25 protein-coding genes are annotated in these 26,301 nt (G+C 67.9%); 11 read left to right on the top strand and 14 right to left on the bottom strand.

Annotation, left to right across the window (positions count from 1 at the left end):
• The first annotated feature begins 23 nt into the window (after positions 1–23).
• Together ACAG24_RS22665 and ACAG24_RS22670 are read left to right on the top strand one after the other, a co-directional pair.
• On the top strand, positions 24–2,531 hold the full coding sequence (locus tag ACAG24_RS22665; RefSeq protein WP_370474634.1) for a phosphoketolase family protein: 2,508 nt from the start codon (positions 24–26) through the stop codon (positions 2,529–2,531).
• 36 nt (positions 2,532–2,567) lie between these two features.
• Positions 2,568–3,329 carry a CPBP family intramembrane glutamic endopeptidase gene (locus ACAG24_RS22670; RefSeq protein WP_370474635.1) on the top strand — a complete coding sequence of 254 codons (762 nt, stop codon included), beginning with the start codon at positions 2,568–2,570 and terminating at the stop codon, positions 3,327–3,329.
• 3 nt (positions 3,330–3,332) lie between these two features.
• Here the strand turns inward: ACAG24_RS22670 and ACAG24_RS22675 are convergent, their stop codons facing one another.
• From ACAG24_RS22675 to ACAG24_RS22685, 3 genes are all read right to left on the bottom strand, one after another.
• Positions 3,333–4,331 (bottom strand): zinc-binding alcohol dehydrogenase family protein, encoded by a 999-nt coding sequence (locus tag ACAG24_RS22675; RefSeq protein ID WP_370474636.1) that lies wholly within the window; start codon positions 4,329–4,331, stop codon positions 3,333–3,335.
• 14 nt (positions 4,332–4,345) lie between these two features.
• Positions 4,346–4,654: a GlsB/YeaQ/YmgE family stress response membrane protein gene (locus tag ACAG24_RS22680; protein ID WP_370474637.1), complete on the bottom strand. Its 309-nt coding sequence runs from the start codon at positions 4,652–4,654 to the stop codon at positions 4,346–4,348.
• A gap of 118 nt (positions 4,655–4,772) precedes the next feature.
• The gene (locus ACAG24_RS22685) at positions 4,773–5,816 is read right to left on the bottom strand and encodes an APA family fibronectin-binding glycoprotein (RefSeq protein ID WP_370474638.1); all 1,044 of its coding nucleotides are present in this window, start codon (positions 5,814–5,816) and stop codon (positions 4,773–4,775) included.
• A gap of 351 nt (positions 5,817–6,167) precedes the next feature.
• On the opposite strand from ACAG24_RS22685, the gene ACAG24_RS22690 reads away from it, so the two are divergent.
• From ACAG24_RS22690 to ACAG24_RS22700, 3 genes are all read left to right on the top strand, one after another.
• Entirely contained in the window at positions 6,168–6,839 is a 672-nt protein-coding gene (locus ACAG24_RS22690) for an SDR family oxidoreductase (protein WP_370474639.1), read from the top strand.
• A 102-nt stretch (positions 6,840–6,941) separates the two neighbouring features.
• Positions 6,942–7,871, top strand: a complete 930-nt coding sequence (locus ACAG24_RS22695) for an LLM class F420-dependent oxidoreductase (RefSeq protein WP_370474640.1) — start codon at positions 6,942–6,944, stop codon at positions 7,869–7,871.
• A gap of 226 nt (positions 7,872–8,097) precedes the next feature.
• Positions 8,098–9,471, top strand: a complete 1,374-nt coding sequence (locus ACAG24_RS22700; RefSeq protein WP_370474641.1) for a type II NADH:quinone oxidoreductase Ndh — start codon at positions 8,098–8,100, stop codon at positions 9,469–9,471.
• On the opposite strand, the gene ACAG24_RS22705 is transcribed toward ACAG24_RS22700, so the two are convergent.
• The 8 genes from ACAG24_RS22705 to ACAG24_RS22740 form a co-directional block, all read right to left on the bottom strand.
• A complete protein-coding gene (locus ACAG24_RS22705) occupies positions 9,468–10,094 on the bottom strand; it encodes an urease accessory protein UreD (protein ID WP_370474642.1) in 627 nt (208 codons plus the stop codon). The two genes, ACAG24_RS22700 and ACAG24_RS22705, sit on opposite strands and share 4 nt — an antisense overlap.
• On the bottom strand, positions 10,095–10,787 hold the full coding sequence (ureG, locus tag ACAG24_RS22710; protein ID WP_370474643.1) for an urease accessory protein UreG: 693 nt from the start codon (positions 10,785–10,787) through the stop codon (positions 10,095–10,097). It abuts the gene before it with no gap.
• 13 nt (positions 10,788–10,800) lie between these two features.
• Positions 10,801–11,445: an urease accessory protein UreF gene (locus tag ACAG24_RS22715; RefSeq protein ID WP_370474644.1), complete on the bottom strand. Its 645-nt coding sequence runs from the start codon at positions 11,443–11,445 to the stop codon at positions 10,801–10,803.
• 15 nt (positions 11,446–11,460) lie between these two features.
• Positions 11,461–13,182 (bottom strand): urease subunit alpha, encoded by a 1,722-nt coding sequence (locus ACAG24_RS22720; protein ID WP_370474645.1) that lies wholly within the window; start codon positions 13,180–13,182, stop codon positions 11,461–11,463.
• 25 nt (positions 13,183–13,207) lie between these two features.
• Positions 13,208–13,525, bottom strand: coding sequence for an urease subunit beta (locus ACAG24_RS22725; RefSeq protein ID WP_370474646.1), 318 nt, complete (start codon positions 13,523–13,525; stop codon positions 13,208–13,210).
• Positions 13,526–13,539: 14 nt separating this feature from the next.
• Entirely contained in the window at positions 13,540–13,842 is a 303-nt protein-coding gene (locus ACAG24_RS22730; protein WP_370474647.1) for an urease subunit gamma, read from the bottom strand.
• A 52-nt stretch (positions 13,843–13,894) separates the two neighbouring features.
• On the bottom strand, positions 13,895–14,299 hold the full coding sequence (locus tag ACAG24_RS22735) for a PaaI family thioesterase (protein ID WP_370474648.1): 405 nt from the start codon (positions 14,297–14,299) through the stop codon (positions 13,895–13,897).
• Positions 14,300–14,493: 194 nt separating this feature from the next.
• Positions 14,494–15,270, bottom strand: a complete 777-nt coding sequence (locus ACAG24_RS22740) for an iron reductase (protein ID WP_370474649.1) — start codon at positions 15,268–15,270, stop codon at positions 14,494–14,496.
• A 267-nt stretch (positions 15,271–15,537) separates the two neighbouring features.
• Between ACAG24_RS22740 and ACAG24_RS22745 the strand changes: the two genes are divergently transcribed.
• The 4 genes from ACAG24_RS22745 to ACAG24_RS22760 all read left to right on the top strand — a co-directional run bounded on the left by ACAG24_RS22745 (position 15,538) and on the right by ACAG24_RS22760 (position 19,919).
• Positions 15,538–15,954: a BlaI/MecI/CopY family transcriptional regulator gene (locus tag ACAG24_RS22745; RefSeq protein ID WP_370474650.1), complete on the top strand. Its 417-nt coding sequence runs from the start codon at positions 15,538–15,540 to the stop codon at positions 15,952–15,954.
• A gap of 14 nt (positions 15,955–15,968) precedes the next feature.
• Positions 15,969–16,904 carry a M56 family metallopeptidase gene (locus ACAG24_RS22750; protein ID WP_370474651.1) on the top strand — a complete coding sequence of 312 codons (936 nt, stop codon included), beginning with the start codon at positions 15,969–15,971 and terminating at the stop codon, positions 16,902–16,904.
• 97 nt (positions 16,905–17,001) lie between these two features.
• The gene (gene gnd / locus ACAG24_RS22755; protein ID WP_370474652.1) at positions 17,002–18,450 is read left to right on the top strand and encodes an NADP-dependent phosphogluconate dehydrogenase; all 1,449 of its coding nucleotides are present in this window, start codon (positions 17,002–17,004) and stop codon (positions 18,448–18,450) included.
• A 23-nt stretch (positions 18,451–18,473) separates the two neighbouring features.
• Positions 18,474–19,919, top strand: a complete 1,446-nt coding sequence (locus ACAG24_RS22760) for a GuaB1 family IMP dehydrogenase-related protein (RefSeq protein ID WP_370474653.1) — start codon at positions 18,474–18,476, stop codon at positions 19,917–19,919.
• Here ACAG24_RS22760 and ACAG24_RS22765 read toward each other — a convergent pair.
• The 3 genes from ACAG24_RS22765 to ACAG24_RS22775 are packed head-to-tail and all read right to left on the bottom strand — an operon-like array spanning position 19,872 to position 23,539.
• A complete protein-coding gene (locus tag ACAG24_RS22765; RefSeq protein ID WP_370474654.1) occupies positions 19,872–20,963 on the bottom strand; it encodes an ABC transporter ATP-binding protein in 1,092 nt (363 codons plus the stop codon). The two genes, ACAG24_RS22760 and ACAG24_RS22765, sit on opposite strands and share 48 nt — an antisense overlap.
• Positions 20,956–22,506, bottom strand: coding sequence for an ABC transporter permease (locus tag ACAG24_RS22770; protein WP_370474655.1), 1,551 nt, complete (start codon positions 22,504–22,506; stop codon positions 20,956–20,958). Before ACAG24_RS22770 ends, ACAG24_RS22765 begins: the two co-directional genes overlap by 8 nt.
• 4 nt (positions 22,507–22,510) lie before the next feature.
• Positions 22,511–23,539 carry an iron ABC transporter substrate-binding protein gene (locus ACAG24_RS22775; RefSeq protein WP_370474656.1) on the bottom strand — a complete coding sequence of 343 codons (1,029 nt, stop codon included), beginning with the start codon at positions 23,537–23,539 and terminating at the stop codon, positions 22,511–22,513.
• Between the two features lie 339 nt (positions 23,540–23,878).
• Between ACAG24_RS22775 and ACAG24_RS22780 the strand changes: the two genes are divergently transcribed.
• Positions 23,879–25,237 carry a hemolysin family protein gene (locus ACAG24_RS22780; RefSeq protein WP_370474657.1) on the top strand — a complete coding sequence of 453 codons (1,359 nt, stop codon included), beginning with the start codon at positions 23,879–23,881 and terminating at the stop codon, positions 25,235–25,237.
• On the top strand, positions 25,230–26,291 hold the full coding sequence (locus ACAG24_RS22785; RefSeq protein ID WP_370474658.1) for a hemolysin family protein: 1,062 nt from the start codon (positions 25,230–25,232) through the stop codon (positions 26,289–26,291). Before ACAG24_RS22780 ends, ACAG24_RS22785 begins: the two co-directional genes overlap by 8 nt.
• The last annotated feature ends 10 nt before the right edge of the window (positions 26,292–26,301 follow it).

Here is a 26,301-nt window from a genome sequence, read left to right on the forward strand (position 1 = left end):
CCGATGCGGAGTTGGATGGAGAGATGACTACCACGACCACAGCCGAGGCCGCCCCGACCACCGCGTGGAAGACCGTGGACCGCCACGAACTCGACGAGGCGGAGATCGAGCAGATCGATCGATGGTGGCGGGCAGCCAACTACCTCTCCGTCGGCCAGATCTATCTGCTGGACAATCCGCTGCTGCGTACGCCGCTCACGCGCGAAGACGTCAAACCGCGCCTGCTCGGCCACTGGGGCACGACACCGGGGCTGAACTTTCTCTACGCCCACCTCAACCGGGCCATCAAACAGCGCGAACAGTCGACCATCTACCTGACCGGGCCCGGCCACGGCGGACCTGGACTCGTCGCCAACGCCTACCTCGACGGCACCTACAGCGAGATCTACTCCGACATCACGCAGGACACCGAGGGCATCCGTCGGCTGTTCCGGCAGTTCTCGTTCCCCGGCGGCATCCCGTCCCACGTCGCGCCCGAGACTCCCGGATCCATCCACGAGGGCGGCGAACTCGGCTACGCGCTCTCGCACGCCTACGGTGCGGCGTTCGACAATCCTGATTTGCTGGTCGCCGCTGTTGTCGGTGACGGCGAAGCCGAAACCGGCCCGTTGGCGACGAGCTGGCACTCGAACAAGTTGGTCAACGCGTCCGAGGACGGGGTGGTGCTGCCCATCCTTCATCTCAATGGTTACAAGATCGCCAACCCCACGCTTCTCGCCCGCATCCCGACCGAGGAACTGCGCGCGCTGATGGTCGGCTACGGCCACACGCCGTTCTTCTTCGAGGTGCCCGACGACGCCGCGTCCGCGGACCAGGGCTACCGTTTCGACGCCCACCGCCGCTTCGCCACCCTGCTCGACGAGGTCCTCGACGAAATCGCCGACATCAAGGCCCGGGCGGCGCAGGGCGACACTTCGCGACCGGCCTGGCCGATGATCGTGTTCCGCACGCCCAAGGGCTGGACGGGCCCGGACTTCATCGACGGCAAGAAGACGACCGGCTCGTGGCGCGCCCACCAGGTACCGCTGAGCAGCGCTCGTGACACGAGCGAGCACCTCGGCGTGCTCGCGGACTGGCTGTCGTCCTACCGGCCCGACGAGCTGTTCGACGAGGACGGCAAGCTGCTCTCCGACATCGCCGACCTGGCGCCCCCTGGGCACCTGCGGATGAGTGACAATCCGCACGCCAACGGCGGACTGCTCCTCAGAGATCTGCGGCTGCCGGACTTCCGGAAGTTCGCGGTGGACGTACCCACTCCCGGCGCCACCGTCGCCGAGGCGACGCGCGTGCTGGGACAGTGGCTGACCGAGGTCATCCGGCTGAACCCGGACAACTTCCGCATCTTCGGCCCCGACGAAACTGCGTCGAACCGCCTCCAAGCTGTCTACGACGCCACCGACAAGCAGTGGAACGCCGAGTTGGTCGGCCCCGAGGTCGACGAGCACCTCGCACGAGCGGGCAGGGTCGTCGAGATGCTGTCGGAACACCAGTGTCAGGGCTGGCTGGAGGGCTACCTCCTCACCGGCCGGCACGGACTGTTCAACTGCTACGAGGCCTTCATCCACATCGTCGACTCGATGCTCAACCAGCACGCCAAATGGCTGAAGGTGACCAACCACATCCCGTGGCGGCGGCCCATCGCGAGCCTAAACTACCTGCTGTCCAGCCATGTCTGGCGTCAGGACCACAACGGCTTCTCCCACCAGGATCCCGGCTTCATCGACCACGTCATCAACAAGAGCGCGAAGGTGGTGCGCGTCTACCTTCCGCCGGACGCCAACACCCTGCTGTCGACCTACGACCACTGCCTCCGGTCGCGCCAGTACGTCAACGTCGTCGTCTCCGGCAAGCAGCCGTCCCCGAACTTCCTCACCATGGAGCAGGCGATCGCCCACTGCACCCGCGGGCTCGGTATCTGGGAGTGGGCAGGCTCGGAAGTGCTCGGCACCGATCCCGACGTCGTCCTCGCCTCGGCGGGTGACATCCCGACGCTGGAGGCGCTGGCGGCGGCCGACATCCTGCGCCAGCATCTGCCTGATCTCAAGGTGCGGTTCGTCAACGTCGTCGACCTGATGCGCCTGCAGGACGACACGGAACATCCGCACGGACTGTCCGATCGCGATTTCGACATGATCTTCACCACGGACAGACCGATCATCTTCGCCTACCACGGCTATCCCTGGCTGATCCACCGTCTGACGTACCGACGCACCGGCCATAGCAATCTCCATGTGCGCGGATACAAGGAGGAGGGCACCACGACAACCCCGTTCGACATGGTCATGCTCAACGACCTCGACCGGTATCACCTGGTCATGGACGTCATCGATCGCGTACCGTCCCTGGGCTCGACATGTGCGGCGCTGCGCCAGCAGATGTCCGACAAGCGCATCGCGGCGCGCGAATACACCCGAGAGTTCGGCGATGACATCCCCGAGGTCAAAGACTGGGTCTGGCCCGCAGCCAGGGAGTCCGGCTTCGGGACGTCTGCGGCCGACTCGGCGGCCGCGACCGGCGGCGACAACGAATAAGGACCGCGGCCGACCAGCCGGTAACCTGGTGCGGTTATGTCTGACGCCATCGCCGCACCCGTAGAGCCCCACACCGTGGTCGCTCAACTGGCGGCGCTGCATCACTTCCGGATCTACGTCGACATCGCGATCGTCGTCGTGGTGTTGGCGCTGTCGAACCTGATCGCACACTTCACCACTCCCTGGGCCAATGTCGCCGTGGTACCCGCCGCCGCCGTCGGACTGGTGTTGCTGGTTCGCTCCCGCGGCCTCGGCTGGTCCGAACTCGGACTCGGCCGCGAGCACTGGAGGTCGGGCACCGGCTACGCGCTCGGGGCGGTCGCGCTCGTCGGCACCGTCATTGCGGTCGGCGCGCTGCTGCCGTGGACCCGGCCGATGTTCCTCAACAACAACTACGCGACGCTGTCGGGCGCACTGCTCGCCTCGATGATCATCATCCCGCTGCAGACCGTGATCCCCGAGGAGCTCGCCTTCCGAGGCGTGCTGCACGGGGCGCTGGACCGAGCGTGGGGCTGGCGTGGAGTGGCTGCGGCTGGATCGCTGCTGTTCGGACTGTGGCACATCGCCACGTCGCTGGGCCTGACGGCCAGCAATGTCGGCTTCACCAAGATTCTCGGCGGCGGCGTGTTCGGAATGGTGGCCGGAGTCGTCGGCGCCGTGATCGCCACCGCTGCAGCCGGTTTCGTCTTCACCTGGCTACGCAGGCGTAGCGGCAGCCTGATCGCTCCGATCGCGCTGCACTGGGCGCTCAACGGGCTCGGCGCCCTGGCCGCGGCTCTGGTGTGGCATCTGACCTGACGGCTACACCGTCAAAACGGCCGCACCGGAGATCCGGCCGGCGCTCAGATCGGCGAGGGCGACATCGGCGCGGTCGAGTGGATACAGCGGGGTCGTGACCTCCAGGCGGTGACGGCTCGCGAAGTCGAGAAACGCGTGCGCGTCGGCGCGGGTGTTCGACGTCACCGAGCGCACCTGGCGCTCTTGGAAGAGGTGGCGCTGGTAGTTCAGTGCGGGGATGTCGCTGAGGTGGATGCCGGCGATGGCGAGCGTTCCGCCGCGGTCGAGTGCCGCCAATGCGGGCAGGACGAGGTCGCCGACGGGAGCGAACAGGATTGCGGCATCGAGGGCCACGGGCGGAACATCGGCGGGGCCCTGCGCGGACGCAGCGCCGAGCGACAGCGCGAGATCCCTGGCTCGCTCCCCGCGCGTCATGACGTGCACTTCGGCACCCTGGGCGATGGCCACCTGCGCGGTGAGATGGGCACTCCCGCCGAAGCCGTAGATTCCCAGGCGTCCCTTCTCCGGCACCTCGGCGCGCAGTAGAGCGCGGTATCCGATGATGCCGGCGCACAGCAGCGGTGCCAGCGTCGCATCGTCATATCCGGGGGGCAGTGGCAACGCGAAACCGGCCGGCACCGTGGTGTATTCGGCGTAACCACCGTCGGCGTCCCAACCGGTGTATCGGGACGCCGGGCAGAGGTTCTCCTGTCCGCGAAGACAGAATCGGCATGACCCGCACGTGTGGCGAAGCCATGCCACACCGACGCGGTCGCCCAGCGCGAACGACGTGACGCCGTCACCGAGACCGACCACCTCGCCCACCACCTCATGACCTGGCGTCACCTGAGGGCGGTGCACGGGCAGGTCACCTTCGGTGACATGCAGGTCCGTGCGGCACACGCCGCAAGCCCGCACCCCGACAAGAAGTTCACCGGGGCCGGGCTCGGGCACCGGCACGGTGGCAAGGCTCAGCGGAGCCGTGGGTATGGGACCCGGCTGGCGCACCTGCCACGCGCGCATCGTGGCGAGGGAGGTCAGACGCGCGACCTACCCTGCACCTTGCTGACGATCCACAGCAGGATCACCGAACCGAGGATGGCGGTGAACAGCGTGAACCACCAGCCACCGCCCGCGGTGTCCAGGAAGAAGCTCAGCAGGAAACCGCCGATGAGGGCGCCGACGATGCCGATGACGATGTTCATCAGGATGCCCGAACCCGACCCCTTGACGATCTTGCCGGCGATCCACCCTGCGATCGCGCCGATGATGATGTAACCGATCCAGCCCACGCTGGTCAACGTCGTCGAGCGGGCCAGAAACTCAGTTGCTGCAAGCACGTCCATGGAGATCTCCTGTCGCCAGCGTCACCCGGTGCAAGCCGCAACCGAGCCATGCCCCAGGTATACCCGCGTCAGGTAACGATTCGGCTGTGCCAGGGGTGGCGAACAGGCTGCGATCCGATCAGGCCGGCGGCAGCATCCCGGGCGCGGTGTTCGGGTCGACCGGCACCGGCACGCCGACGGCGGGACGCGGCGGCGGCGCGTTCGGGTCGGCCGGCGGGGCATTCGGGTCCGCCGGAGGCACGGGGGCGTTCGGGTCCGCCGGCGGTGGCGGCGGCGGAGGCGTCCACGGGCGGATGGAGTTGGCCAGCGTCACGGCCTCGTTCTGGGGCACCGGGTTCGTCGCGGTGCCGAGCCACACCACGAACCAGCGTTCGGGGGTGCGCTGGCCGCGCGGCGTACCGGGAGCGGTGGGAGCGCCGACCACACCGGCCCAGATCTGTCCGTTCGGCTTGTTGGTGTCGGTGAACTTCACCTCGTAGTACGAGGCGACACCCGTCATTCCGTTGGCATCGAGCGGGATGGTCTGCTGATTCACCCGCGTGCCGGGGAAGGGCATGAAGAATTCGCCCATGTCGGAGGCAAGCCGCTGCGCGGCCTTGGTGTTGTCGGTCTCCGCGCCGGCGAACAGCTTCAGGTCGAGCCGGCCGAGCAGCACGCTGGTGTCGTTCGGCGGCTGCGCATCTGGCGGCGAGCCCTCAGGCGGGAGCTTGGTCAGCAGAGCCTGGCCGTACGAGATCTGGGTGGCATCGGAGATCTTCCACCCGGCGGGCACGACGTAGCTGAACCCGCCGGCGGCGTTGTCCACGCGGCCGGGCTCAGGCGCCGGGGGCGTCGGTGCGTCGGGATCGGCCGGCGCCGGCGCGGGTGCGTTCGGATCCACGGGCGGTGCCGGCGCGGGTGCGTTCGGATCCGCAGGTGGGGCCGGAGCGGCCGGCGGGGGCGGAGGCGCGTTCGGGTCCGCCGGTGGCGGAGGTGGCGCCTGCGGGGCGCCCACCGCGGGCGGTGGCGGAGTGGGCGTCGGGGGCGGCGCCGGCTGGGCGTATGCCACAGCAGGCAACGCCAGCACAGCCGCCAGAGCGGCGGCGGCGCCTGTCAGTGCCGAGCGTCGAAACGGCGTCGGCACGCCCTTGGTGCGGTCAGGATGCACATCCGGCTGATCCATGGGGAAGAAACTACCGTGTTGCAGCCGTGACGCAAGTGTGGGGTGGTCAAAATGTGCCCAATTGTTATATTGCTGTGCGGAACGTCTCAGCAGATCAGCAGCTTCACATGCATTAGCTGACACGCGTCATCACCCGCACGGGGTGCGGGCGGTTCGGCGTATGCAATTGGCTCGTCGTGAAGATCTACCTGTTCATCGAACCGATTCGCGGCCCCGTTACCACGCACCGGCGCGACTGCACAGCCAGCGCACCTATCAGGCGCGGCGAGTCGGGTTTTCCATCTAGCTACTGTCCAGTAACATTGGCGGCGCTCGCTGGGTTCAGCGTCGAACACAAGAGGAGGGCCGTCGATGGATGTGCTGATCACCGGATGCGACACCGATCTGGGCCGCACGATCGCCGAGAGCTTCTGCGAAGCCGGGCACAAGGTCTTCCTCGGAGGGCGTCGCGCCGACGACCTCGAGGTGCTGGCCAAAGAGCTCGACATGGACGCTCTGGTGTTCGACAACACCGACCCCGCGTCCGTCGCCGGACTGCACGGTCGGGCGCCGGCCCACCTCGACACGATCATCAATGTTCCGGCTCCGTCCTGGAACGGCGGCGATCCGCGCGCCTACACGCTCGACGACCATGCCGCCGAGTGGCGCGGACTCTTCGATGCGAACCTGGTCTCGGCGATGCTGACCGTTCAGGTCCTCGGCGATCACATGCGCTCGGGCGGATCCATCATCACCGTCATCCCCGATCCCCCGCGCGAAGGCAGTGCCGCCTCCGCGGTCAAGGCCGCCGTGTCCGACTGGACCGCGGGCCAGGCCAACCACTTCGGCATCCGGGGCATCACCGTCAACGCCGTCGCGGTCGGCCGCGGCATCGAACCGGGTTATGAAGGCCTGGGCGCAACCCCGCCGTCGGTCAGCGCGGAGATGTCCCGCCTGTCGCTGTTCCTCACCACCCCGGCAGCACGGCACATCACCGGGCAGACGCTGCACGTCACCCATGGGGCGCTCGCGAACTTCGCGTAGCGCAACCCTGCAACAACCACCTCGAGCGGCGGATTTGTTCCGCGCTTCGCGCCGAGTGAAACAGCCGACGGCGCCACGGCCCCGGTGCGTAGGGTCGGTCCTGTGACCACTCGACTCGGGCTGCAGATCAACAACTTCTCTTACGGGACGGGCGTTTCCGAGCTCTTCCCCACCGTCGTCGCACAGGCGAAAGAGGCCGACACGTCGGGCTTCGACTCCGTCTTCGTGATGGACCACTTTTATCAACTGCCCGGGATCGGAACCCCGGATCAGCCCATGCTGGAGGCTTATACAGCGCTCGGGGCCCTGGCGGGCGCGACCGAGAACGTGCAGCTGGGCACGCTCGTCACCGGTAACACCTACCGCAATCCGACGCTGCTGGCCAAAGCGATCACCACGCTGGACGTCATCAGCCAGGGTCGCTCGATCCTCGGTATCGGCACCGGCTGGTTCGAACTCGAACACGACCAGCTCGGCTACGAGTTCGGGACGTTCACCGACCGGTTCAACAAGCTCGGCGAAGCGCTGGAGATCATCCTGCCGATGCTCAAGGGCGAGCACCCGACATTCACCGGCAAGTACTACCGCGTGCAGGACGCCATGGCCAATCCCCGCTTCCGCGATCACATCCCGCTGATGATCGGCGGCAGCGGCGAGAAGAAGACCATCCCGCTGGCAGCCCGTCACTTCGACCACCTCAACGTCATCGCCGGCTTCGACGAGCTGTCCAGGAAGATCGACGTCGTCAAGCAGAAGTGCGAAGAGATCGACCGCGACCCCGCGACGCTGGAGACCAGCATGCTGATCGGCGCGCTCGTCGGCGAGGGCATCAGCCCGGACGTGATCCCCGACGATTTCAAGCAGCGGATGGTCGCAGGCAGCCCCGAACAGATCGCCGAACAGGTTCAGTCGAAGGTGCTCGACGCGGGCGTGGGCGGCGTCATCCTGTTCGTGCCCACGCAGACCGTCGGCTACCAGCCCGGCCAGATCACCGCCCTCGGAGAAGCACTGAAACCGCTGGTTGCAAGCTGACTCCCGCTCTGAGGCGGCGGCAGGTTCCTCGGCCCGGCGCGGTGTTTGATTCGCGGCCCGCCGCGGTGTCTTATTCGCGGCCCGCCGCGGTGTTTGATTCGCGGCCCGGCGCGGTAAGGCATCTCACCGCGCCGGCCGGAAGGGCAACGACTAAGGTTTTCGTTGTTCTGAATGGGTAAAGAAGGTACCCGAGGCACATACGCCAGAACCTCGACAAGGAGCAGCAATGAGCCATCCCGGAGCCACTCCGTCCGATCGCCACAAAGTGGTCATCATCGGATCGGGTTTCGGTGGGTTGACGGCAGCCAAGGCCCTCAAGGGCGCCGACGTCGACATCAAGATGATCGCCCGGACCACCCACCACCTGTTCCAGCCGCTTCTGTACCAAGTGGCCACCGGCATCATCTCCGAGGGAGAGATCGCCCCGGCCACCCGTGTCATCCTGCGCAATCAGAAGAATGCCCAGGTGCTGCTCGGAGACGTCACACACATCGACCTCGCGACCAAGACGGTCCGGTCCGAGCTCCTGGGACACACCTACGTGACCCCGTTCGACAGCCTGATCGTGGCCGCCGGCGCCGGCCAGTCGTATTTCGGCAATGACCACTTCGCGGAGTGGGCCCCCGGCATGAAGACCATCGACGACGCACTCGAGCTGCGCGGTCGTATCCTCGGCGCCTTCGAACAGGCCGAGCGTTCCAGCGACCCGGCCCGCCGGGAGAAATTGCTGACCTTCGTCGTCGTCGGCGCAGGCCCGACAGGCGTCGAAATGGCCGGCCAGATCGCCGAGATGGCCGACCACACGCTCAAAGGTGCGTTCCGCCACATCGATTCGACCAAGGCGCGGGTCATCCTGCTCGACGCGGCTCCCGCCGTGCTGCCGCCGATGGGCGAGAAGCTGGGGAAGAAGGCCCAGGACCGGCTCGAGAAGATGGGCGTCGAGATCCAGCTCAACGCGATGGTCACCGACGTCGACCGCAACGGGATCACGGTCAAGGATCCCGACGGCACGATGCGCCGCATCGAGTCGGCGTGCAAGGTCTGGTCGGCCGGTGTGTCGGCCAGCCCCCTCGGTCGTGACCTGGCCAACCAGTCCGGTGTCGAGCTCGACCGCGCCGGCCGCGTGAAGGTTCTGCCCGACCTGTCGATCCCCGGCCACCCGAACGTGTTCGTCGTCGGCGACATGGCCGCCGTCGAGAACGTTCCCGGGATGGCGCAGGGCGCGATCCAGGGTGGTAAGTACGCGGCGAAGGCGATCGCGGCTGAACTCAAAGGCGCCGACCCGAGCGAGCGCGAACCTTTCAGCTACTTCGACAAAGGCTCGATGGCCACGGTGTCGCGGTTCAACGCGGTCGCCAAGATCGGCAAGCTCGAATTCGGCGGCTTCATCGCGTGGTTGGCTTGGTTGCTGCTGCACCTGGTGTACCTGGTGGGGTTCAAGACCAAGATCGCGACGCTGCTGTCGTGGACGGTCACCTTCCTCGGACGCAACCGCGGCCAGCTGACGATCACCGAACAGCAGGCGTACGCGCGAACACGCATCGAGGAACTCGAAGAGATCGCGGCGTCCGTCGAGCAGACGGAGAGAGCGGCCAGTTAGAGGCGATCGCCCTGCCAGGTGGTCAAACATCCTCCCGCAGCCAGCGCCAGGGTCGTCCCAGCGGCGTCGACTTCGCTTCGGGGATAGTGCAATTCGCTGACGCACGCCCGAGGGGCCGCGATCTCGTCGTCGGCGAGCGACCCGCCGCCCAGCTCGATGCGGTGGCGCAGTAGCGGTTTCGAGTCGACGTCGGCGTGCAGTGAGCCCGACCAGAAGCCCTGTCGCTCACCCGTTCTGCCGATCTGCACCCGCTCGCGCAGACGTACCGCACCCGCCTCGTGCACGGTGAGCGTGGTCGTGGTGAAGTGGCGAGAGGTGGCCGCGACGATGGTGGGTTCCGGGTCGAGGTCGAGCTCGCCGGCGATTTCCAGCGTCCAGGTCGCATGGGACTCCGCCGTCGCCGCTCCCGGCAGCGCGACCGTCGCCGCGACCGTACGCACCGTCAGGCGTGCTCCCGCCTCCACGACGACGCGCATCGAGATCGCGTCACCGCCCAGGGGTGTCGCGACCGACGACACCAGGTGCACGGTGTCGGCCGCGGTCAGGCGCGCGGCGATCCCACCTCTGCACTCGATGCGCGGTGAGCGGTTCGGTCTCGCGACGATGACGACGTCGGAACGCACCTAGACGGCCTGCGCGATCCTGAGCTGTTCGCGGACCCAGCTCAGTACCGGGGTCGCCGCGGGATCGGCCGTCAGCGAGATCAGCTCGAACGGGCGCTCACCGCGCACGGCCGCGGCGTCGCGACGCATCACGTCGAGGTCGGCGCCCACCAGGGGTGCGAGGTCGGTCTTGTTGATCACGAGCAGATCCGAGAACGTGACGCCGGGCCCGCCTTTGCGCGGCACCTTGTCTCCGCCCGCCACGTCGATCACGAAGATCTGCGCATCGACCAGGCCGGAGGAGAACGTCGCGGTGAGGTTGTCCCCGCCGGACTCGACCAGGATCAGCTCCAGATCGTCGTGACCGGCCCGCAGATCGTCGACGGCGTCCAGGTTGGCGGTGATGTCGTCGCGGATCGCGGTGTGCGGGCACCCGCCGGTCTGCACCGCGGCGATGCGGTCATCGGGAAGGACCGCGTTGCGACGCAGGAAGTCCGCGTCCTCGGTGGTGTAGATGTCGTTGGTCAGCACAGCCAGTGACAGCTCGTCACGCAGCTGCCGGCACAACGCGGCCACGAGCGCCGTCTTCCCCGAGCCGACGGGACCCCCGACACCGATGCGCAGCGGCTCCCCCGGCTGGCGGACCCGGCGGGGACGCTCGGTGTGGCCGTGAGGCTGACCGCCAGGTTCGGCGGAGAGTAGATGCGGAGGCATACGGACCTTCTTTCTAGGACGCGAACAGCGGCCGGTCGCGCTCGACGTGACGTTGTGCGAGCACGTCGAGCAATGGATCAGACAGATCGGTGACATCTTTGGCCGCTTCGGCCGCGGTCTGCTCGCACAGCGCGGACAAGTCGAACGTCAGTGCGGCCACGTCGCCGGGGTCGAGCGCGAGCAGTCGCTGTGCCGCGGTGGCCGATCCGGTCATCGTGGTGTACACGACCGACAGCGCGGTGTGCTGATCGGCCAGGCGGCCGGCCCTGCCGACGACTCCGGCGGCCACGGCCAGATGCGGTGTCGGGCCCAGCGCGTCCCAGTCCTCGTCCGACCATATGCGGCGGCCGAGCCGGACCAGGCCGCGTCCTTGCGCGCGTGACGCCTGGCGGGCGGCGGGAGACGGTGTGCGCGCGTCGGTTTCGAGATCACCGGACTCCCCCGCCGAGGCGGACAGCGCGCCGCGGTGCACCGCGACGGCAAGGGATGCGCAGACGAGCCCCGTCGTCCGGATACGACGGACAAGGAACGCGCGCAGCGACGCGAGGTCGACAACCAGTCCGCTGGTCACCGCCTCCTCGATACCGCCCGAATGCACGTGCCCGCCCGTCGGCAGGCGGGAATCCGCCAGCGCGAGCAGAGTGGTCAGGTTCGACATCGAAAGGCCAGTCGGTCAGAAGAGGAAGTAGCGCTGCGCCATGGGAAGTTCGGCAGCGGGCTGTTCCTGCCACACCTCACCGTCGATACGGACGGTGAAGGTGTCCGGGTCCACCTGGATGTCCGGGATGGCGTCGTTGAGCGGCATCTGCGCTTTGCCGACGTTCCGGACGTTCGCGACAGGGACGAGGTCGCGGTTCACAGCGATCCGATCCGCAAGATGTGCCTCGATCGCTTGTGGCGCAACGAAATGCACCGACGTCTGCGCGGCCGCGGCCGGAGACGCGCCGAACATCGGCCGTGGCAGCACCGGTTGCGGCGTGGGGATCGACGCGTTGGCGTCGCCCATCGCTGCCCACGCGATCATCCCGCCCTTGACCACGGCATGCGGACGCACCCCGAAGAACGCGGGCTCCCAGAGCACCAGGTCGGCCAGCTTGCCCACCTCGACCGAACCGATCTCGTGGTCCAGTCCGTGCGCCACGGCAGGGCAGATCGTGTACTTCGCGACGTAGCGGCGCGCCCGCATGTTGTCGGCGCCGACGTCGCCGGGCAGGAACCCTCGGCGCCGCTTCATCACATGGGCGGTCTGCCAGGTCCGCATCACCACCTCACCGATGCGTCCCATCGCCTGGGCGTCGCTGCCGATCATGGAGATCGCCCCGATGTCGTGCAGCAGGTCCTCGGCCGCGATCGTGGACGGCCGGATGCGGCTCTCGGCGAACGCGAGATCCTCGGGGACGCTGGGGTTGAGGTGGTGGCACACCATGAGCATGTCGAGATGCTCGTCGAGGGTGTTGACGGTGTGCGGCCGCGTCGGATTGGTCGAGCTGGGAAGCACATTGGGCTTACCGGCCACCGTGATGATGTCGGGTGCGTGCCCGCCGCCTGCACCCTCGGTGTGGTAGGCGTGGATCGACCGGCCTTTGATGGCGGCCAGGGTGTCTTCGACGAAGCCGGCCTCGTTGAGTGTGTCGGTGTGGATGTTGGCCTGCACTCCCGCCGCCTCCGACACCGTGAGGCAGGCGTCGATGGCCGCGGGCGTGGTCCCCCAGTCCTCATGCAGCTTGAAACCTGCTGCGCCACCTCGCAATTGCTCCCACATCGCTTCGGAGCTGACGGTGTTGCCCTTGCCGAGCAGCGCCACGTTGAGCGGCCAGGTGTCGAGAGCCTCGAGCATGCGGGCCAGATGCCACGAACCGGGGGTGACGGTGGTGGCCTTGCTGCCTTCGGCGGGACCTGTCCCCCCGGCAACGATCGTCGTGATGCCGCCGCCGAGTGCCTCTTCCATGATCTGCGGGCAGATCAGGTGCACGTGGCAGTCGATCGCGCCCGCGGTGACGATCCGCCCGTTGCCGGCGATGATCTCCGTCGACGGTCCGACCACCAGGTCCGGGTGCACGCCGTCCATGATGTCGGGGTTACCGGCCTTGCCGATCGCGACGATCCGGCCGTCTCGAATACCGATGTCGGCCTTGATGATTCCCCAGTGATCCAGGATCACTGCGCCGGTGATGACGGTATCGGGAGCCCCGTCCGCACGCGTGACACGCGACTGCCCCATCGACTCGCGAAGCACCTTGCCTCCGCCGAAGACGGCTTCATCACCGGCCAGTCCCGGCCCGCCGCTGCGATCCTCGGTGATCTCGATGAACAGATCGGTATCGGCGAGCCGAATGCGGTCACCGGCAGTCGGGCCGAACAGAGCCGCGTAGCGCGACCGCGACAGTCGGGTCATCGGAGTACTTTCTTCGCACAAGCGCTCATTGGGGGCCATCCAATCTGCCGGGCGGATCCAGGGTCAGGCCCCATACCTCACGGGTGCCGGCCAGCGGGACGAGACTGACCCGTTGAGCGACACCGGGTTCGAAGCGGATCGCGGTGCCGGCCGGGATGTCGAACCGGTGCCCGTGCGCGGCAACGCGGTCGAATTCCAGCGCGCCGTTGGCCTGTGTCACGTGGACGTGGCTGCCGACCTGCACCGGCCGGTCGCCGGTGTTGACGATGTCGAGCTCCAGACGCGGTGCGCCGGGGTTGATCTCGATGTCACCGTCACCGAAGACGATCTCTCCAGGTATCACTGTTGACCCTTGCCTCACGGGATCGGGTGGTGGACGGTTACGAGCTTCGTGCCGTCGGGGAACGTGGCCTCGACCTGGACGTCGTGCAGCATTTCGGGGACGCCGTCCATGACGTCCTCGCGCGCGAGAACCTCACGGCCGCTGACCATCAGCTCCGCGACCGCGCGGCCGTCACGGGCCCCTTCGAGGATGTGGTCGGTGATGACCGCGACCGCTTCGGGATGGTTGAGCTTGAGGCCCCGCGCCTGGCGGCGGCGGGCGAGTTCGGCGGCATACGAAAGCAGCAGCCGTTCCTGTTCATGCGGCGTCAAACGCATGGCCGCGATCCTGCCACGACGGAGGGCAGTCAGCAGCGCTCCCGCGCGTCGGCTACTCGTCGGCGATGTTCTGGAGCCGCACCTGGCCCCGCGCGACCGTTCGATCCGTCTCGTCGGTGATGGTGATCAGCCACAGCTGCTGACGCCTCCCCCGGTGGATCGGGGTGGACGTCGCCGTCACCGTCCCCGACCGGATCGCCCGCAGAAAGTCGGTGTTGTTGTTGACGCCGACGACTGTGCCCCCGCCGTTCTCGCTCAGCCAGACGTGGCCGGACACGCTGGCCATGCTCTCGATCACGGCGCAATAGACCCCACCGTGCACGATTCCCCACGGCTGCAACAGCTTCTGGGTGATGGCGAGCTGCGCGCGGCCGCCGTCGGGCGTCATCTCCAGATAGGTCAGCCCGAGCTCTTTGTCGAAACCGGCACCGAGGCTTTCACGAACATCAGTCGTCACGGCTCGTGTCTACACCGTCGGGTCGGCTGACGGGAAATACGGATTGCCGGGAATGCGGAAGGGCCCCACGCACGAGGCGTGGGGCCCTTCCTTCGGTTGGACCGGGGGTCTCTGCAGCCCTCAGGACTCCGGCGCGGTCCGTTCGTTCCGAATGTCGGTGTTCGACCGACTGCTAAAGAATAGGCAAGGCTGCCCTAATTAAGCAAGACCTTCCCTGTAGTCATTCGTGACGTTCCGCGAACCGGCAGGCCGAAACCGACGAGGGCATCCAGCACGGCCTGACCCCGGCGCATGCTGACCACCTCACTGGACCCGGCCAGCAGGGGAACCTGGGTCGCCGCGCTGACGACTGCCCCGCCGACGATGTGCCACATCGCCGCCACCGACATCGCTCCGTCACTGACCAGGGCGAGCTTGTTGAACAGGGGTCCGAGCGCGCGGTGACTGCGGTGGGCGATCCAGGTCGTCAGCGCCGCCTCGCTGGGCAGGGCGACGATCCCGGTCTGGCCCGTGCGCCCGGCCTGTGGCCGGGGCGTGGAGAAGAAGGGATCGTCGGTGAGGGCGCGCACCGTCGGATCGACGACGCCGACCCAGTCGATGGCGCCCTCGGAGTCGACATGCACCCAGAGGTTTTCCAGGCCGGTGTCCCATGCGCGACCCTCGAGGACCAGCAGCGGGATGACACGGCCGACCACGACGTGGGCGAATGTCGCCGCGAGCTGCTGCGCCACGGCCCCATGACTGTCGGTCTCGGCTACGCCTGCATCGAACATGGTGTCGAGGCGGTCGGTGGTCAGGACCTCCTCGAGCGGCCACCAGCGCCGCCGCGAAAGGTCGCCCATCACTGCCACGCCGTAAACCCGCGGACATTCGCGATACAACGCCCGCAGCCGCCTACTCGATTCGTGGATCGGCAGCATTCGTTTGATCGTCATGCTCGCGATGAGCGGATCCTCGACAAGGACCGTCATGGAACCTCCACTTCGGTTGGCAGTTAGGTTAGCCTAACTGGCACTTAGGTTAGCCTTAGTACAGTCGCGAACACAACGCGATCGTCAGGGGAGGGACGTCCTGTGACCGGACTCACACGCGTGGACGGACGCGCCGGTGGGAGCCACGGCGTTGGCATCGGGAAGGGAGTGGCCGGAGGCAGGCAACCTGCGCGCACAGTTGATACGACGCGCGGTAGTAACCCCGTAGTACCCTTTGACCTACTGCCTGTAGGAGATGGACGGAAGATGGCCAAGCTGACTCGGCTCGGGGAACTGGAACGTTCCGTCATGGATCACCTGTGGTCGGCGGGCGAGCCCCAGACCGTGCGACAGGTGCATGAGGCGCTCTCGGCGCACCGGGACCTCGCCTATACGACGATCATGACCGTGCTGCAGCGACTGGCGAAGAAAAATCTCGTCGTGCAGCACCGCGACGACCGGGCGCACCGGTATGCGCCCACGCATGGCCGCGACGAACTGGTGGCGGGCCTGATGGTCGACGCCCTCGATCAGGCCGCCGACTCCGGAAGTCGCGAAGCAGCTCTCGTGCATTTCGTCGAGCGCGTCGGCGCCGACGAGGCGGCCGCGCTGCGCCGAGCGCTCGCCGAGCTCGAAGACAAAGACCAGGCTCAAAGACCCGCTGGCGGTACGGGTACCGCCTGAGGGACACTGACAGTGTGTCCGCGCTGGCCTTCACGATCGTCGCCCTGATTCTGTCGGGGCCGGTGCCTGCGTTGCTGGCCCGCGCCACATGGCCGTTGCGCGCCCCCCGTGCCGCGATCGTGCTGTGGCAGGCGATCGCGCTGGCCGCCGTACTCTCCGCGTTCTCTGCGGGCATCGCCATCGCGATCCGGCTCTTCGAGCCGGGACCCGACGGTCGTCCCACCTCGACGATCACCAGCGAGATCGACGCGCTGGGCTGGCCCCTGTGGACGGCCTATGTGGTCGTCTTCGTTCTCACCCTGATGATCGGTGCACGGCTGATCGCCTCGGTCGTCAATGTCGCGATCGCGACGCGGCGCCGGCGCGCACACCACCGGATGGTCATCGACCTCGTCGGCGCCCACCAGTCGCGTCCCCGGGCGCGCAGTGGGCTGCGCATCCTCGATGTCGATCAGCCGCTCGCCTACTGCCTGCCCGGTGTCCGAAGCCGGGTCGTGGTGAGCGAGGGAGCGTTGAAGACACTGTCGGACAACGAGGTCGGCGCGATCCTCGAGCACGAGCGCGCGCACCTGCGGGCCCGTCACGACCTGGTCCTGGAGATGTTCACCGCGGTGCACGCGGCCTTCCCGCGGCTGGTGCGCAGCGCGCACGCACTCAACGCGGTCCGTCTGCTGATCGAACTGCTCGCCGACGACGCGGCCGTGCGAGCCGAAGGCCCGACCCCCCTGGCGCGCGCCCTGGTGGCCTGCGCGTCCGCGCGCGCGCCGCGCGGGGCTCTCGCCGCGGGCGGCCCCACGACGGTCGTGCGGGTACGACGGCTCGGCGGAAAGCCCAACAGCAGGATGCTCGCCGCGGGCGCCTACGCTGCCGCGGCGGCCGTGCTGGTCGTGCCGACCGTCGCCTTCGCGGTGCCGTGGTTGAACGAACTGCACCGACTGTTCGTCGCGTAACCCGGGACGCACCCGGGGCTCCTCTGCGTTTTGATAGCCAGAAGCGTTTCACCTGCCAGAAGCTGTGCCGTCATCGGAAATCGAAGGGATTTCGTCTATGAGCTCGACCACGGGTACCGCCCAGATCGGCGTGACCGGCCTTGCCGTCATGGGGTCCAACCTCGCGCGGAACTTCGCGAGCCACGGGTACACCGTGGCCCTGCACAACCGGTCGATCGCCAAGACCGACGCGCTCCTGGCCGAGCACGGGTCCGAGGGCAACTTCGTGCGCAGCGAGACGATCGCCGAGTTCCTCGACGCGCTGGAGAAGCCGCGCCGCGTGGTCATCATGGTCAAGGCCGGTGATCCCACGGATGCGGTGATCAACGAGCTCGCCGACGCCATGGAACAGGGCGACATCATCATCGACGGCGGCAATGCGCTTTACACCGACACCATCCGCCGGGAGAAGGCGATCCGCGAGCGCGGCCTGCACTTCGTCGGCGCCGGCATCTCCGGTGGTGAGGAAGGCGCCCTGAAAGGTCCGTCGATCATGCCCGGCGGGCCGGCCGAATCCTACGAATCCCTCGGCCCCCTGCTCGAGGAGATCTCGGCCCACGTCGACGGCGTGCCCTGCTGCACCCACATCGGCCCCGACGGCGCCGGGCACTTCGTGAAGATGGTGCACAACGGCATCGAGTACTCCGACATGCAGCTCATCGGCGAGGCCTATCAGCTGCTGCGCGACGGGCTCGGCAAGACCGCACCCGAGATCGCCGACGTCTTCGAGGAGTGGAACAAGGGCGACCTCGACAGCTTCCTGATCGAGATCACCGCGCAAGTGCTCAAGCAGACCGACGCCAAGACCGGCAAGCCGCTGGTCGACCTGATCCTCGACGAGGCCGAGCAGAAGGGCACCGGCCGCTGGACCGTCAAGTCAGCTCTCGATCTGGGTGTGCCCGTCACCGGCATCGCCGAGGCCGTCTTCGCCCGCGCACTGTCGGGGTCGGTGGCCCAACGCAAGGCCACCACCGGACTGGCATCCGGCGATCTCGGCGAAAAGCCCACAGACGCAGCACAGTTCACCGAGGACATCCGGCAGGCCCTGTACGCATCGAAGATCATCGCCTACGCGCAGGGGTTCAACCAGATCCAGGCCGGCTCCGACGAATACGACTGGGACATCAAGCCCGGCGACATGGCGCGGATCTGGCGCGGCGGCTGCATCATCCGGGCCAAGTTCCTCAACCGCATCACCGAAGCCTTCGACAACGATCCCGAGCTGCCCACCCTGATCGTCGACCCGTACTTCCGCGACGCCATCGAGGCGGCGATCGACAGCTGGCGCCGCGTGGTCGTCAAGGCCACCGAGCTGGGCATCCCGATCCCGGGCTTCTCCTCGGCGCTGTCCTACTACGACGGTCTGCGCACCGAGCGACTGCCCGCCGCCCTCACGCAGGGCCTGCGTGATTTCTTCGGCGCCCACACCTACGGGCGCATCGACACCGACCGCGAGAAGCGCTTCCACACGCTGTGGAGCGGGGATCGCAGCGAGGTCGAGGCCTGAGCCTGCGCCACTAGACTCGAGGCGTGAAGTTCCTCGATGGCCACCGGCCGCCCTTCGACCTGACCTACAACGATGTGTTCATCGTGCCGGGGCGCTCCGACCTCTCGTCGCGCTTCGACGTGAACCTGTCCACGGTCGACGGGTCGGGCACCACCATTCCCGTGGTCGTCGCCAACATGACCGCGGTCGCGGGCCGCCGGATGGCCGAGACGGTGGCCCGTCGGGGCGGGATCGTCGTTCTGCCGCAGGATCTTCCGCTGTCGGCGGTCCAGCACACCGTGGATTTCGTCAAGAGCCGGGACACCGTCGTCGACACCCCGGTGATCCTGTCCCCCGACGACTCGGTCTCCGACGCCGCAGCGCTGATCCACAAGCGTGCCCACGGTGCCGCGGTCGTCGTGTCCGAGAACCGTCCCGTCGGCCTCATCACCGAAGCCGCCTGCCACGGGGTGGACCGCTTCACCAGGGTTCGCGACGTCGCGATCTCCGACTTTGTCACCGCACCGGTTGGGACCGAGCCCCGCAAGGTCTTCGACCTGCTCGAACACGCACCCAAGGACGGCGGGTCCATCGCCGTGCTCACCGAGGCCGACGGCTCGCTCGTCGGTGTCCTGACCCGCACCGGCGCCATCCGCACAGGCATCTACACCCCGGCCCTCGACGCGAACGGCCGGCTCCGGATCGCGACGGCCGTCGGCATCAACGGCGACGTCGCGGCGAAAGCACGTGACCTCGCCGAAGCCGGTGCGGACCTGCTCGTGATCGACACCGCGCACGGACATCAGCAGAAAATGCTCGACGCCATCGAGGCGGTCGCGGCGCTCGACCTCGGCCTTCCTTTGGCGGCGGGAAACGTCGTGTCGGCGGGCGGCACCAGGGACCTGATCAACGCCGGCGCCACGATCGTGAAGGTCGGCGTCGGCCCCGGCGCGATGTGCACGACTCGGATGATGACCGGAGTCGGGCGTCCGCAGTTCTCCGCGGTGGTCGAATGTTCGGCTACCGCAAAGGAACTCGGGGCGCACGTGTGGGCCGACGGCGGCGTGCGTCATCCGCGCGACGTGGCGTTGGCGCTGGCCGCCGGCGCATCGAACGTGATGATCGGCTCGTGGTTCGCGGGTACCTACGAGTCCCCCGGTGACCTGATGCACGACCGCGACGACCAGCCCTACAAGGAGAGCTACGGGATGGCCTCCAAGCGTGCCGTCGCGGCACGCACCGCCGCCGACAGCGCCTTTGACCGGGCTCGCAAGGGACTGTTCGAGGAGGGCATCTCGACCTCGCGGATGGGATTGGACCCCGCCCGCGGCGGTGTCGAAGACCTCATCGACCACATCACCTCCGGCGTCCGCAGCACCTGCACCTATGTGGGCGCGGCCACGCTGTCCGAACTGCACGAGAAGGTCGTCCTCGGCGTGCAGTCAGCCGCGGGCTTCGCCGAGGGGCACCCGCTGCCCTCCGGTTGGTGACGGATAGGCCAGGACGCCCTGGTCGTCGCGGCCGTCGACCTCGACGGTGACGGATTGGCCGTCCGCGAGGTCGGTTCGGCCCGGGCTGCGCAGCTGTAGCGCTGTCCCATCTTCGAGCCGCACGTGGACGACGGTGTCGGCGCCGTAGAACCGGCATGCCGTCACCCGCGCAGGCGCCCCGGCCGGTCCGAGGCGCAACTGTTCGGGCCGCAAGACCGTCACGGCCGGCCCGTCGGCCACCGGCAGTCGCGCGCGAAGCGCCCCCAGTGCGGTGTGCACGATCCCCGAATCCGCGGTTCCGTCGAGTTCGACTGTGCTGCCGATGAATCGGGCGTTGGTCAAGGTCGCGGGACGGTTGAACAGCTCGGCGGGGGTGGCGTGCTGGGCCACCTCGCCGTCGATCAGCAAGGCCACCGAGTCCGCCAGCGACAGCGCCTCGGACTGGTCGTGGGTGACCAGGATCGCGGTGGTACCGGCCTCGCGCAGGATCGTGGCGATGTCCTCGCGGACGCGGGTGCGCAACCCGGCGTCGAGGGCGGCGAACGGCTCGTCGAGAAGGAGGACGCGCGGCCGGGCCGCGAGAGCACGCGCCAGGGCAACCCTTTGCTGTTGGCCACCCGAGATCTCGTGGGGGCGCGCATCGGCCAGGCCGTCGAGTCCGACCACGTCCAGCCACTGCCTCACCTCGCCGTTCGGACTTCTCCGGGCGGCGCGGTCGAGCCCGAAGGCCACGTTCTCCCCCACGCTCAGATGCGGGAACAACGCCCCCTCCTGGGGCATCAAGCCGACCCGTCGACGGTGCACCGGAACGGTGACGCCCGGGCCCGCCATCGTCTCGCCGCCGATGCTGACCGTTCCGGTGTCCGGGTCTTCGAAGCCGGCCAGTATTCGCAGCAGCGTCGTCTTCCCGCATCCCGACGGACCGAGCACCGCAGTGATTGAACCCGCCGCCACGTCGAGGTCGATTCCGGACAGAACCCTACGCTCGCCGAAGGACTTGCCGACACCATGTGCGGCGACGGAGGCCGCCGGCAGTTCAATCACTGCGCATCCCAGCAGAACTCGTGCTCCACATGCCGAGCACCGCGGTGGGCACCGCCGCGAAAACCAGGAGCGCCACCGCGTACGGCGCCGAGGCCGCATAGTCGCTGATCGAGCTGTACCCCCACAGCCGGGTGGCGAGGGTGTCGGTACCGGTGGGATGCAGAAGCAGCGTCACGGGCAGCTCTTTCATGCACGTGAGCAGGACCAGCGCCGCGCCCGCCGCGATGCCGGGAAGTGCGACCCGGGCGGTGACCGCCGCGAACGCCCGTACCGGGGCGCGGCCGAGAGACCGCGCCACCTCTTCCAGTCGGATGGGCGCGGATTCCACCGCGGCGCGAATCGAACCGATGGCCATGGGCACGAACAGCACCGTATAGGCCAGGATCAGCAGCGGCTCGCGCTGGTAGATCGGGCGCAGCAGCAGCACGCCGAGCGACACCATGGAGATCGCGATGACGATGGCGGGGAGACCGTGCGCCACATAGCTAGCACCTTCCAGTGTCTTGGTGGCACGGTCGCGGTGGCGCGCGGCGAGGACCCCCAGTGGCAGCGCCGCCGCCGTGGACACGACTGCCGCGGCAGCCGACAACCAGATCGTGTTGCCCAGTGCGGCGAGCCATGGCGCGGCGTCCCACCGGGGACCCGCGGCGATCAGCCAGTCGGCGAGCTCCACGCCCGGCACGACCAGCGCCGCGGTGAGCACGGTCAGCGGCGCCACCAGCGCGGCCCCACTCCAGGGGCCGAGACGGTTGAGGGGCGCGGGCCGTGGCGACCCCGCCCCCACGCGGGATGCGGCGGCCAGCCCGCGGGCGCGGTGCTCAGCCACCACCAGCGCGATCGCGAACACCATCAGCACCAGCGAGAGGACAGCGGCCCGCGACGGGTTGAATCCCGACCGGTACGCCCCGTAGATCACCCAGGTGAACGCCTCGTACCGCATCGCAGCGACCGCACCGAAGTCGCTGAGCACATACAGCGCGACCAGCAGCGCACCGGCCGCGATCGCTGCCCGCGACTGCCTCAGCGTCACCCGGAACAGCACGGCCCAGCCTCCGAGCCCCAGCGATCGGGCCACCTCTTCCTGGGCGGGGTCCACCCGCGCCAGCGCCGCCATCGTCGTCAACAGCACGAGGGGGTAGCTCACCAACGTCAGGACGAGCGTGGCGCCCCAGAAGCCGGCCACCGCCGGAAATGCCGACACCCACAGATACGCCAGCAGATAGCTGGGCATGGCCAGCGGGAGCGTCAGCGCGACGGCCAGCCCCCGCCTGCCTCGGAGGGTGGTACGGGTGCACAGGACCGCGAGCCCGACGCCCAGGACGACGCAGGCGGCGGTGACGGTGGTGACGAGCATGAGCGAACGGCCCACCAGCGCCGCGGTGCGCGGCTGCAGGACCTCGTCGACGACGAACGACCAGCCCCGCTCCAGAGCACGCTCGACCAGATAGACCAGCGGCACCAGGGTGCACGCCGCGACCAGGGCGGCCGGAAGCAGAAGCAGCGCGGGCGGGCGTCCTCGGGCCAGCCGGGCAGCGCCGGTCACCGGGTCAGTTGGTCAGCAGGCCGGTTTTGACCAGCAGCTCCTGAGTGGCCTCGATGTCGTCGAGCTGCGACAGGTCCACGGCAGGGGGTTGCAGGTCAGCGAGCGGAGGCATCTCCGCAGACGGCGCGACACCGGCGGCGAGGGGATACTCCATGGTCTCCTCGGCGAAGTACTTCTGTGCCGACTCCCCGACCAGGTACGAGGCGAACTGCTGGGCCTTCTCCGGATCCGGGGCCGCCTTGAGGACGCCGACACCGGCGACGTTGACAAGCCCGCCGGGATCGCCGGGGGCCATGAACTTGTTCTCGGCCACGACGGCGTCCGCACCCTTGGCGGCGATGAGCTCGTAGAGGTAATAGTGATTGGCCACACCGAGGGCGATCTGGCCCGAGTCCACCGCGTCCCGCACCGCGACGTTGTTCTCGAAGGCCTGCGGATCCTGCGCCTTGAAAGCGCGCAGCCACTGTTCTGCGCCGTCCTCGCCCCGGACGACCCGCAGGCCGGTGACGAAGGCCTGCCATGAGGCGTTGCTGGGCGCGAACCCGATCTTGCCCTTCCACTCCGGGGCGAGCAGACCGTCGATCGTGTCGGGCGGATTGGGTGCCAACGTCGGGTTGTAGACGATGACGCGCGCCCGTCCGGACACGCCGACCCAGGTGCCGTCGGCCGCCGAGTACTGGTTCGGGATCGCCGCGAGGGTTTCGGCGTCGATCGGTGCGAGCAGGCCGGCTTTGGACACCGCGCCGAGTGCGCCGGCGTCCTGGGACAAGAACACGTCGGCCGGCGACTTATCGCCCTCGGTGAGCAACTGGGCCGCCAGCTCGCCTGAACTCGCGTACCGGGCCTCCACCTCGATGCCGGTCTCGGAGCTGAACTGCTCGATCAGCGGCTTGATCAGTTCCTCGCTGCGGCCGGAGTAGACGACCAGCTTGTCTTCGCTGCCGGTCTGCGTTTCCGACCCGCAGGAGGTCAGGGCCAGCGTTGCGGCCGCCGCTGCGATTACTCCCACCCACCGGGTGAACGACATCGACATCTGTCCCCTTCTGGCTTGTGTTGCGATTGAAAGTACCAGTCCTGTGAATTTAGTGTGACTAAGTATTCGAGTACGTGTTCTCCCCGGCGATCGAGGGTTCGGATTCCGCTAACATGTGTTGACAATCAAGAGGTTCCGCGCTGACAACACTGCGCGTGACGCCACTGTCGACGAAAGGGACCAAGTGCCGCAGGCACTGGATGGAGACCCATCCGAACCGGCCACCGCCGGTGAGCGGTCTGACCTCGAACCCTGCGACGCCGAGCCGTCCCCTAGATGGCCGGGCACCCGACCCGGCTCCCTACGCGACCGGCGTGACGCCCTGTCCGGAGCGTCCCGATGAACGTCGTGATGTCACTGCTGTCGCTGCTGGCGATCGTGCTGCTCACGGCGGGCACCGCGGTGTTCGTGGCCGCCGAGTTCTCATTGACCGCCCTGGAACGCAGCACGGTCGAATCCAATGTCCGCGACGGAGACCGACGCGACGTCATGGTGCAGCGCGCTCACCGGACGCTGTCGACTCAGCTCTCCGGCGCGCAGGTCGGGATCTCGATCACCACTCTGGCCACCGGTTTTCTTGCCGAGCCCGTGGTCGCACGCCTCATTCACCCCGGCCTGAGCGCCCTCAACGTCCCCGAACGGTTCGCCAGTGGTCTGTCCCTGGCGCTCGCCATCCTGATCGCCACGTCGGTCTCGATGGTCTTCGGCGAACTCGTCCCGAAGAACCTGGCGGTCGCGCGGCCCGTGCCGACGGCGCGGTGGTCGGCCCCGCTGCAGCTGATGTTCTCGTTCGTGTTCAACCCGCTCATCAAATTCACCAACGGCACCGCGAACTGGATTCTGCGCAGGCTCGGCATCGAGCCCGCCGAGGAACTGCGGTCCGCCCGGTCGCCCCAGGAACTCGTGTCACTGGTGCGCTCATCGGCCGAAAGCGGCTCCCTGGACCCCGTGACCGCCGTCCTGGTGGACAGGTCGCTGCAATTCGGCGACCGCACGGCCGAAGAATTGATGACTCCCCGCTCCAAGATCGACACGCTCGAAGCCGACGACACCGTCGTCGACCTGAGTGAAGCCGCGATCAGCACCGGACACTCCCGCTTCCCCGTCATCCGCGGCGACCTGGACGAAACGATCGGAATGGTGCACGTCAAGCAGGTGTTCGAAGTGCCCGCCGCCGCGCGCGCGACCACCCGGCTCGGCGACCTGGTGCAGCCGGTGACGAAGGTGCCCTCCACGCTGGATGGCGACGCCGTGATGACGGAGGTTCGGGCCAACGGATTGCAGACCGCGCTCGTCGTCGACGAATACGGCGGCACCGCGGGCATGGTCACCGTCGAAGACCTCATCGAAGAAATCGTCGGCGATGTGCGCGATGAGCACGACGTCGAACCGCCCGATGTCGTCGCCGCAGGTCAGGGCTGGCTCGTCTCCGGCCTTCTGCGCATCGACGAAGTGGCCGAAGGCACCGAGTTCCGGGCTCCCGAAGGCGATTACGAGACCATCGGCGGCCTGGTCTTGGAGAAGCTCGGCCACATCCCCGACGAAGGCGAGACGGTGGAGCTGACCGCATTCGATCCCGACGGTCCCATCGACGACCCGGTGCGCTGGCTGGCGACCGTGGTGAAGATGGACGGCCGCCGCATCGATCAGCTGCGGCTGACCGAGCTGGGTCGCAAGGGGGACGAACCCCGTGGGTGACATCTTCGGCGTCCTTCTCACGTTCGTCCTGCTCGGGGCCAACGCGTTCTTCGTCGCGTCCGAGTTCGCGCTGATCTCGGCCCGTCGAGACCGCCTCGAAGCCCTCGCCGAACAGGGCAAGTCCAGTGCCGTCACCGTCATCAGGGCCGGCGAGAACCTCTCGCTGATGCTGGCGGGCTCCCAGCTGGGCATCACGATCTGCTCCATCCTGCTGGGCCGCGTCGCCGAACCGGCCGTGGCGCATCTGCTGGAAAAGCCCTTCGACCTGGTCGGTATCCCCGATGCGCTGCTGCACACCGTGTCGTTCCTGGTGGCGCTGACCATCGTGGTGACCCTGCACGTGTTGCTCGGCGAGATGGTGCCCAAGAACATCGCCATCGCGGGGCCGGAGTCGACGGCGATGCTGCTCATCCCCGTCTACCTCGTCTACATCCGGGTGGCGCGCCCGTTCATCGCCTTCTACAACTGGTGCGCCAACGCGACGCTGCGGCTCTTCGGCGTCGAGCCCAAAGACGAACTCGACGTCACCGTGTCGACGGTCGAGCTCTCCGAGATGATCGCCGAATCGCTCTCCGAAGGCCTGCTCGACCCCGAAGAACACACCCGGCTGACCCGTGCGCTGCAGATCCGCAACCGGGTCGTGGCCGATGTGGCGATGCCGCTCCGTCAGATCCGTGCCGTCCCCGTCGCCCAGGAGGGCGCGGGCCCGACCGTCGCCGCCCTGGAAGAGGCGCTGCGCGAGACGGGATACTCCCGATTCCCGGTGGCGGACAAGACAGGCACCTACATCGGCTACCTGCACATCAAAGACGTCCTGCCACTGGTCAACGGCGACACCGACAGCGACGCCGTGATCGAGACGTCCATGGTGCGGCCGCTGCCGCTGGTCCCCGCCTCACTGCCGCTGCCCGATGCGTTGACCCGGCTGCGCCGTACGAACAGCCACCTGGCCCTGGTGACCGACGCGCAGGGCACATCCACCGCGATGGTCGCGCTCGAAGACCTCGTCGAGGACCTCGTGGGAACGGTCCGCGACAGCACGCACCGTGTCTGATGGGCGGCTC

The sequence above is a fragment of the Mycobacterium bulgaricum genome (assembly GCF_041287165.2).
Taxonomy (GTDB): Bacteria; Actinomycetota; Actinomycetes; order Mycobacteriales; family Mycobacteriaceae; genus Mycobacterium; species Mycobacterium bulgaricum.

Excerpts from the sequence above, each read along its gene's own strand:
- ACAG24_RS22665 (WP_370474634.1), top strand. The coding sequence starts at position 24 with ATGACTACCACGACCACAGCCGAGGCCGCCCCGACCACCGCGTGGAAG.
- ACAG24_RS22670 (WP_370474635.1), top strand. The coding sequence starts at position 2,568 with ATGTCTGACGCCATCGCCGCACCCGTAGAGCCCCACACCGTGGTCGCT.
- ACAG24_RS22675 (WP_370474636.1), bottom strand. The coding sequence starts at position 4,331 with ATGCGCGCGTGGCAGGTGCGCCAGCCGGGTCCCATACCCACGGCTCCG.
- ACAG24_RS22680 (WP_370474637.1), bottom strand. The coding sequence starts at position 4,654 with ATGGACGTGCTTGCAGCAACTGAGTTTCTGGCCCGCTCGACGACGTTG.
- ACAG24_RS22685 (WP_370474638.1), bottom strand. The coding sequence starts at position 5,816 with ATGGATCAGCCGGATGTGCATCCTGACCGCACCAAGGGCGTGCCGACG.
- ACAG24_RS22690 (WP_370474639.1), top strand. The coding sequence starts at position 6,168 with ATGGATGTGCTGATCACCGGATGCGACACCGATCTGGGCCGCACGATC.
- ACAG24_RS22700 (WP_370474641.1), top strand. The coding sequence starts at position 8,098 with ATGAGCCATCCCGGAGCCACTCCGTCCGATCGCCACAAAGTGGTCATC.
- ureG (WP_370474643.1), bottom strand. The coding sequence starts at position 10,787 with ATGCCTCCGCATCTACTCTCCGCCGAACCTGGCGGTCAGCCTCACGGC.
- ACAG24_RS22715 (WP_370474644.1), bottom strand. The coding sequence starts at position 11,445 with ATGTCGAACCTGACCACTCTGCTCGCGCTGGCGGATTCCCGCCTGCCG.
- ACAG24_RS22720 (WP_370474645.1), bottom strand. The coding sequence starts at position 13,182 with ATGACCCGACTGTCGCGGTCGCGCTACGCGGCTCTGTTCGGCCCGACT.
- ACAG24_RS22730 (WP_370474647.1), bottom strand. The coding sequence starts at position 13,842 with ATGCGTTTGACGCCGCATGAACAGGAACGGCTGCTGCTTTCGTATGCC.
- ACAG24_RS22740 (WP_370474649.1), bottom strand. The coding sequence starts at position 15,270 with ATGACGGTCCTTGTCGAGGATCCGCTCATCGCGAGCATGACGATCAAA.
- ACAG24_RS22745 (WP_370474650.1), top strand. The coding sequence starts at position 15,538 with ATGGCCAAGCTGACTCGGCTCGGGGAACTGGAACGTTCCGTCATGGAT.
- gnd (WP_370474652.1), top strand. The coding sequence starts at position 17,002 with ATGAGCTCGACCACGGGTACCGCCCAGATCGGCGTGACCGGCCTTGCC.
- ACAG24_RS22775 (WP_370474656.1), bottom strand. The coding sequence starts at position 23,539 with ATGTCGATGTCGTTCACCCGGTGGGTGGGAGTAATCGCAGCGGCGGCC.
- ACAG24_RS22780 (WP_370474657.1), top strand. The coding sequence starts at position 23,879 with ATGAACGTCGTGATGTCACTGCTGTCGCTGCTGGCGATCGTGCTGCTC.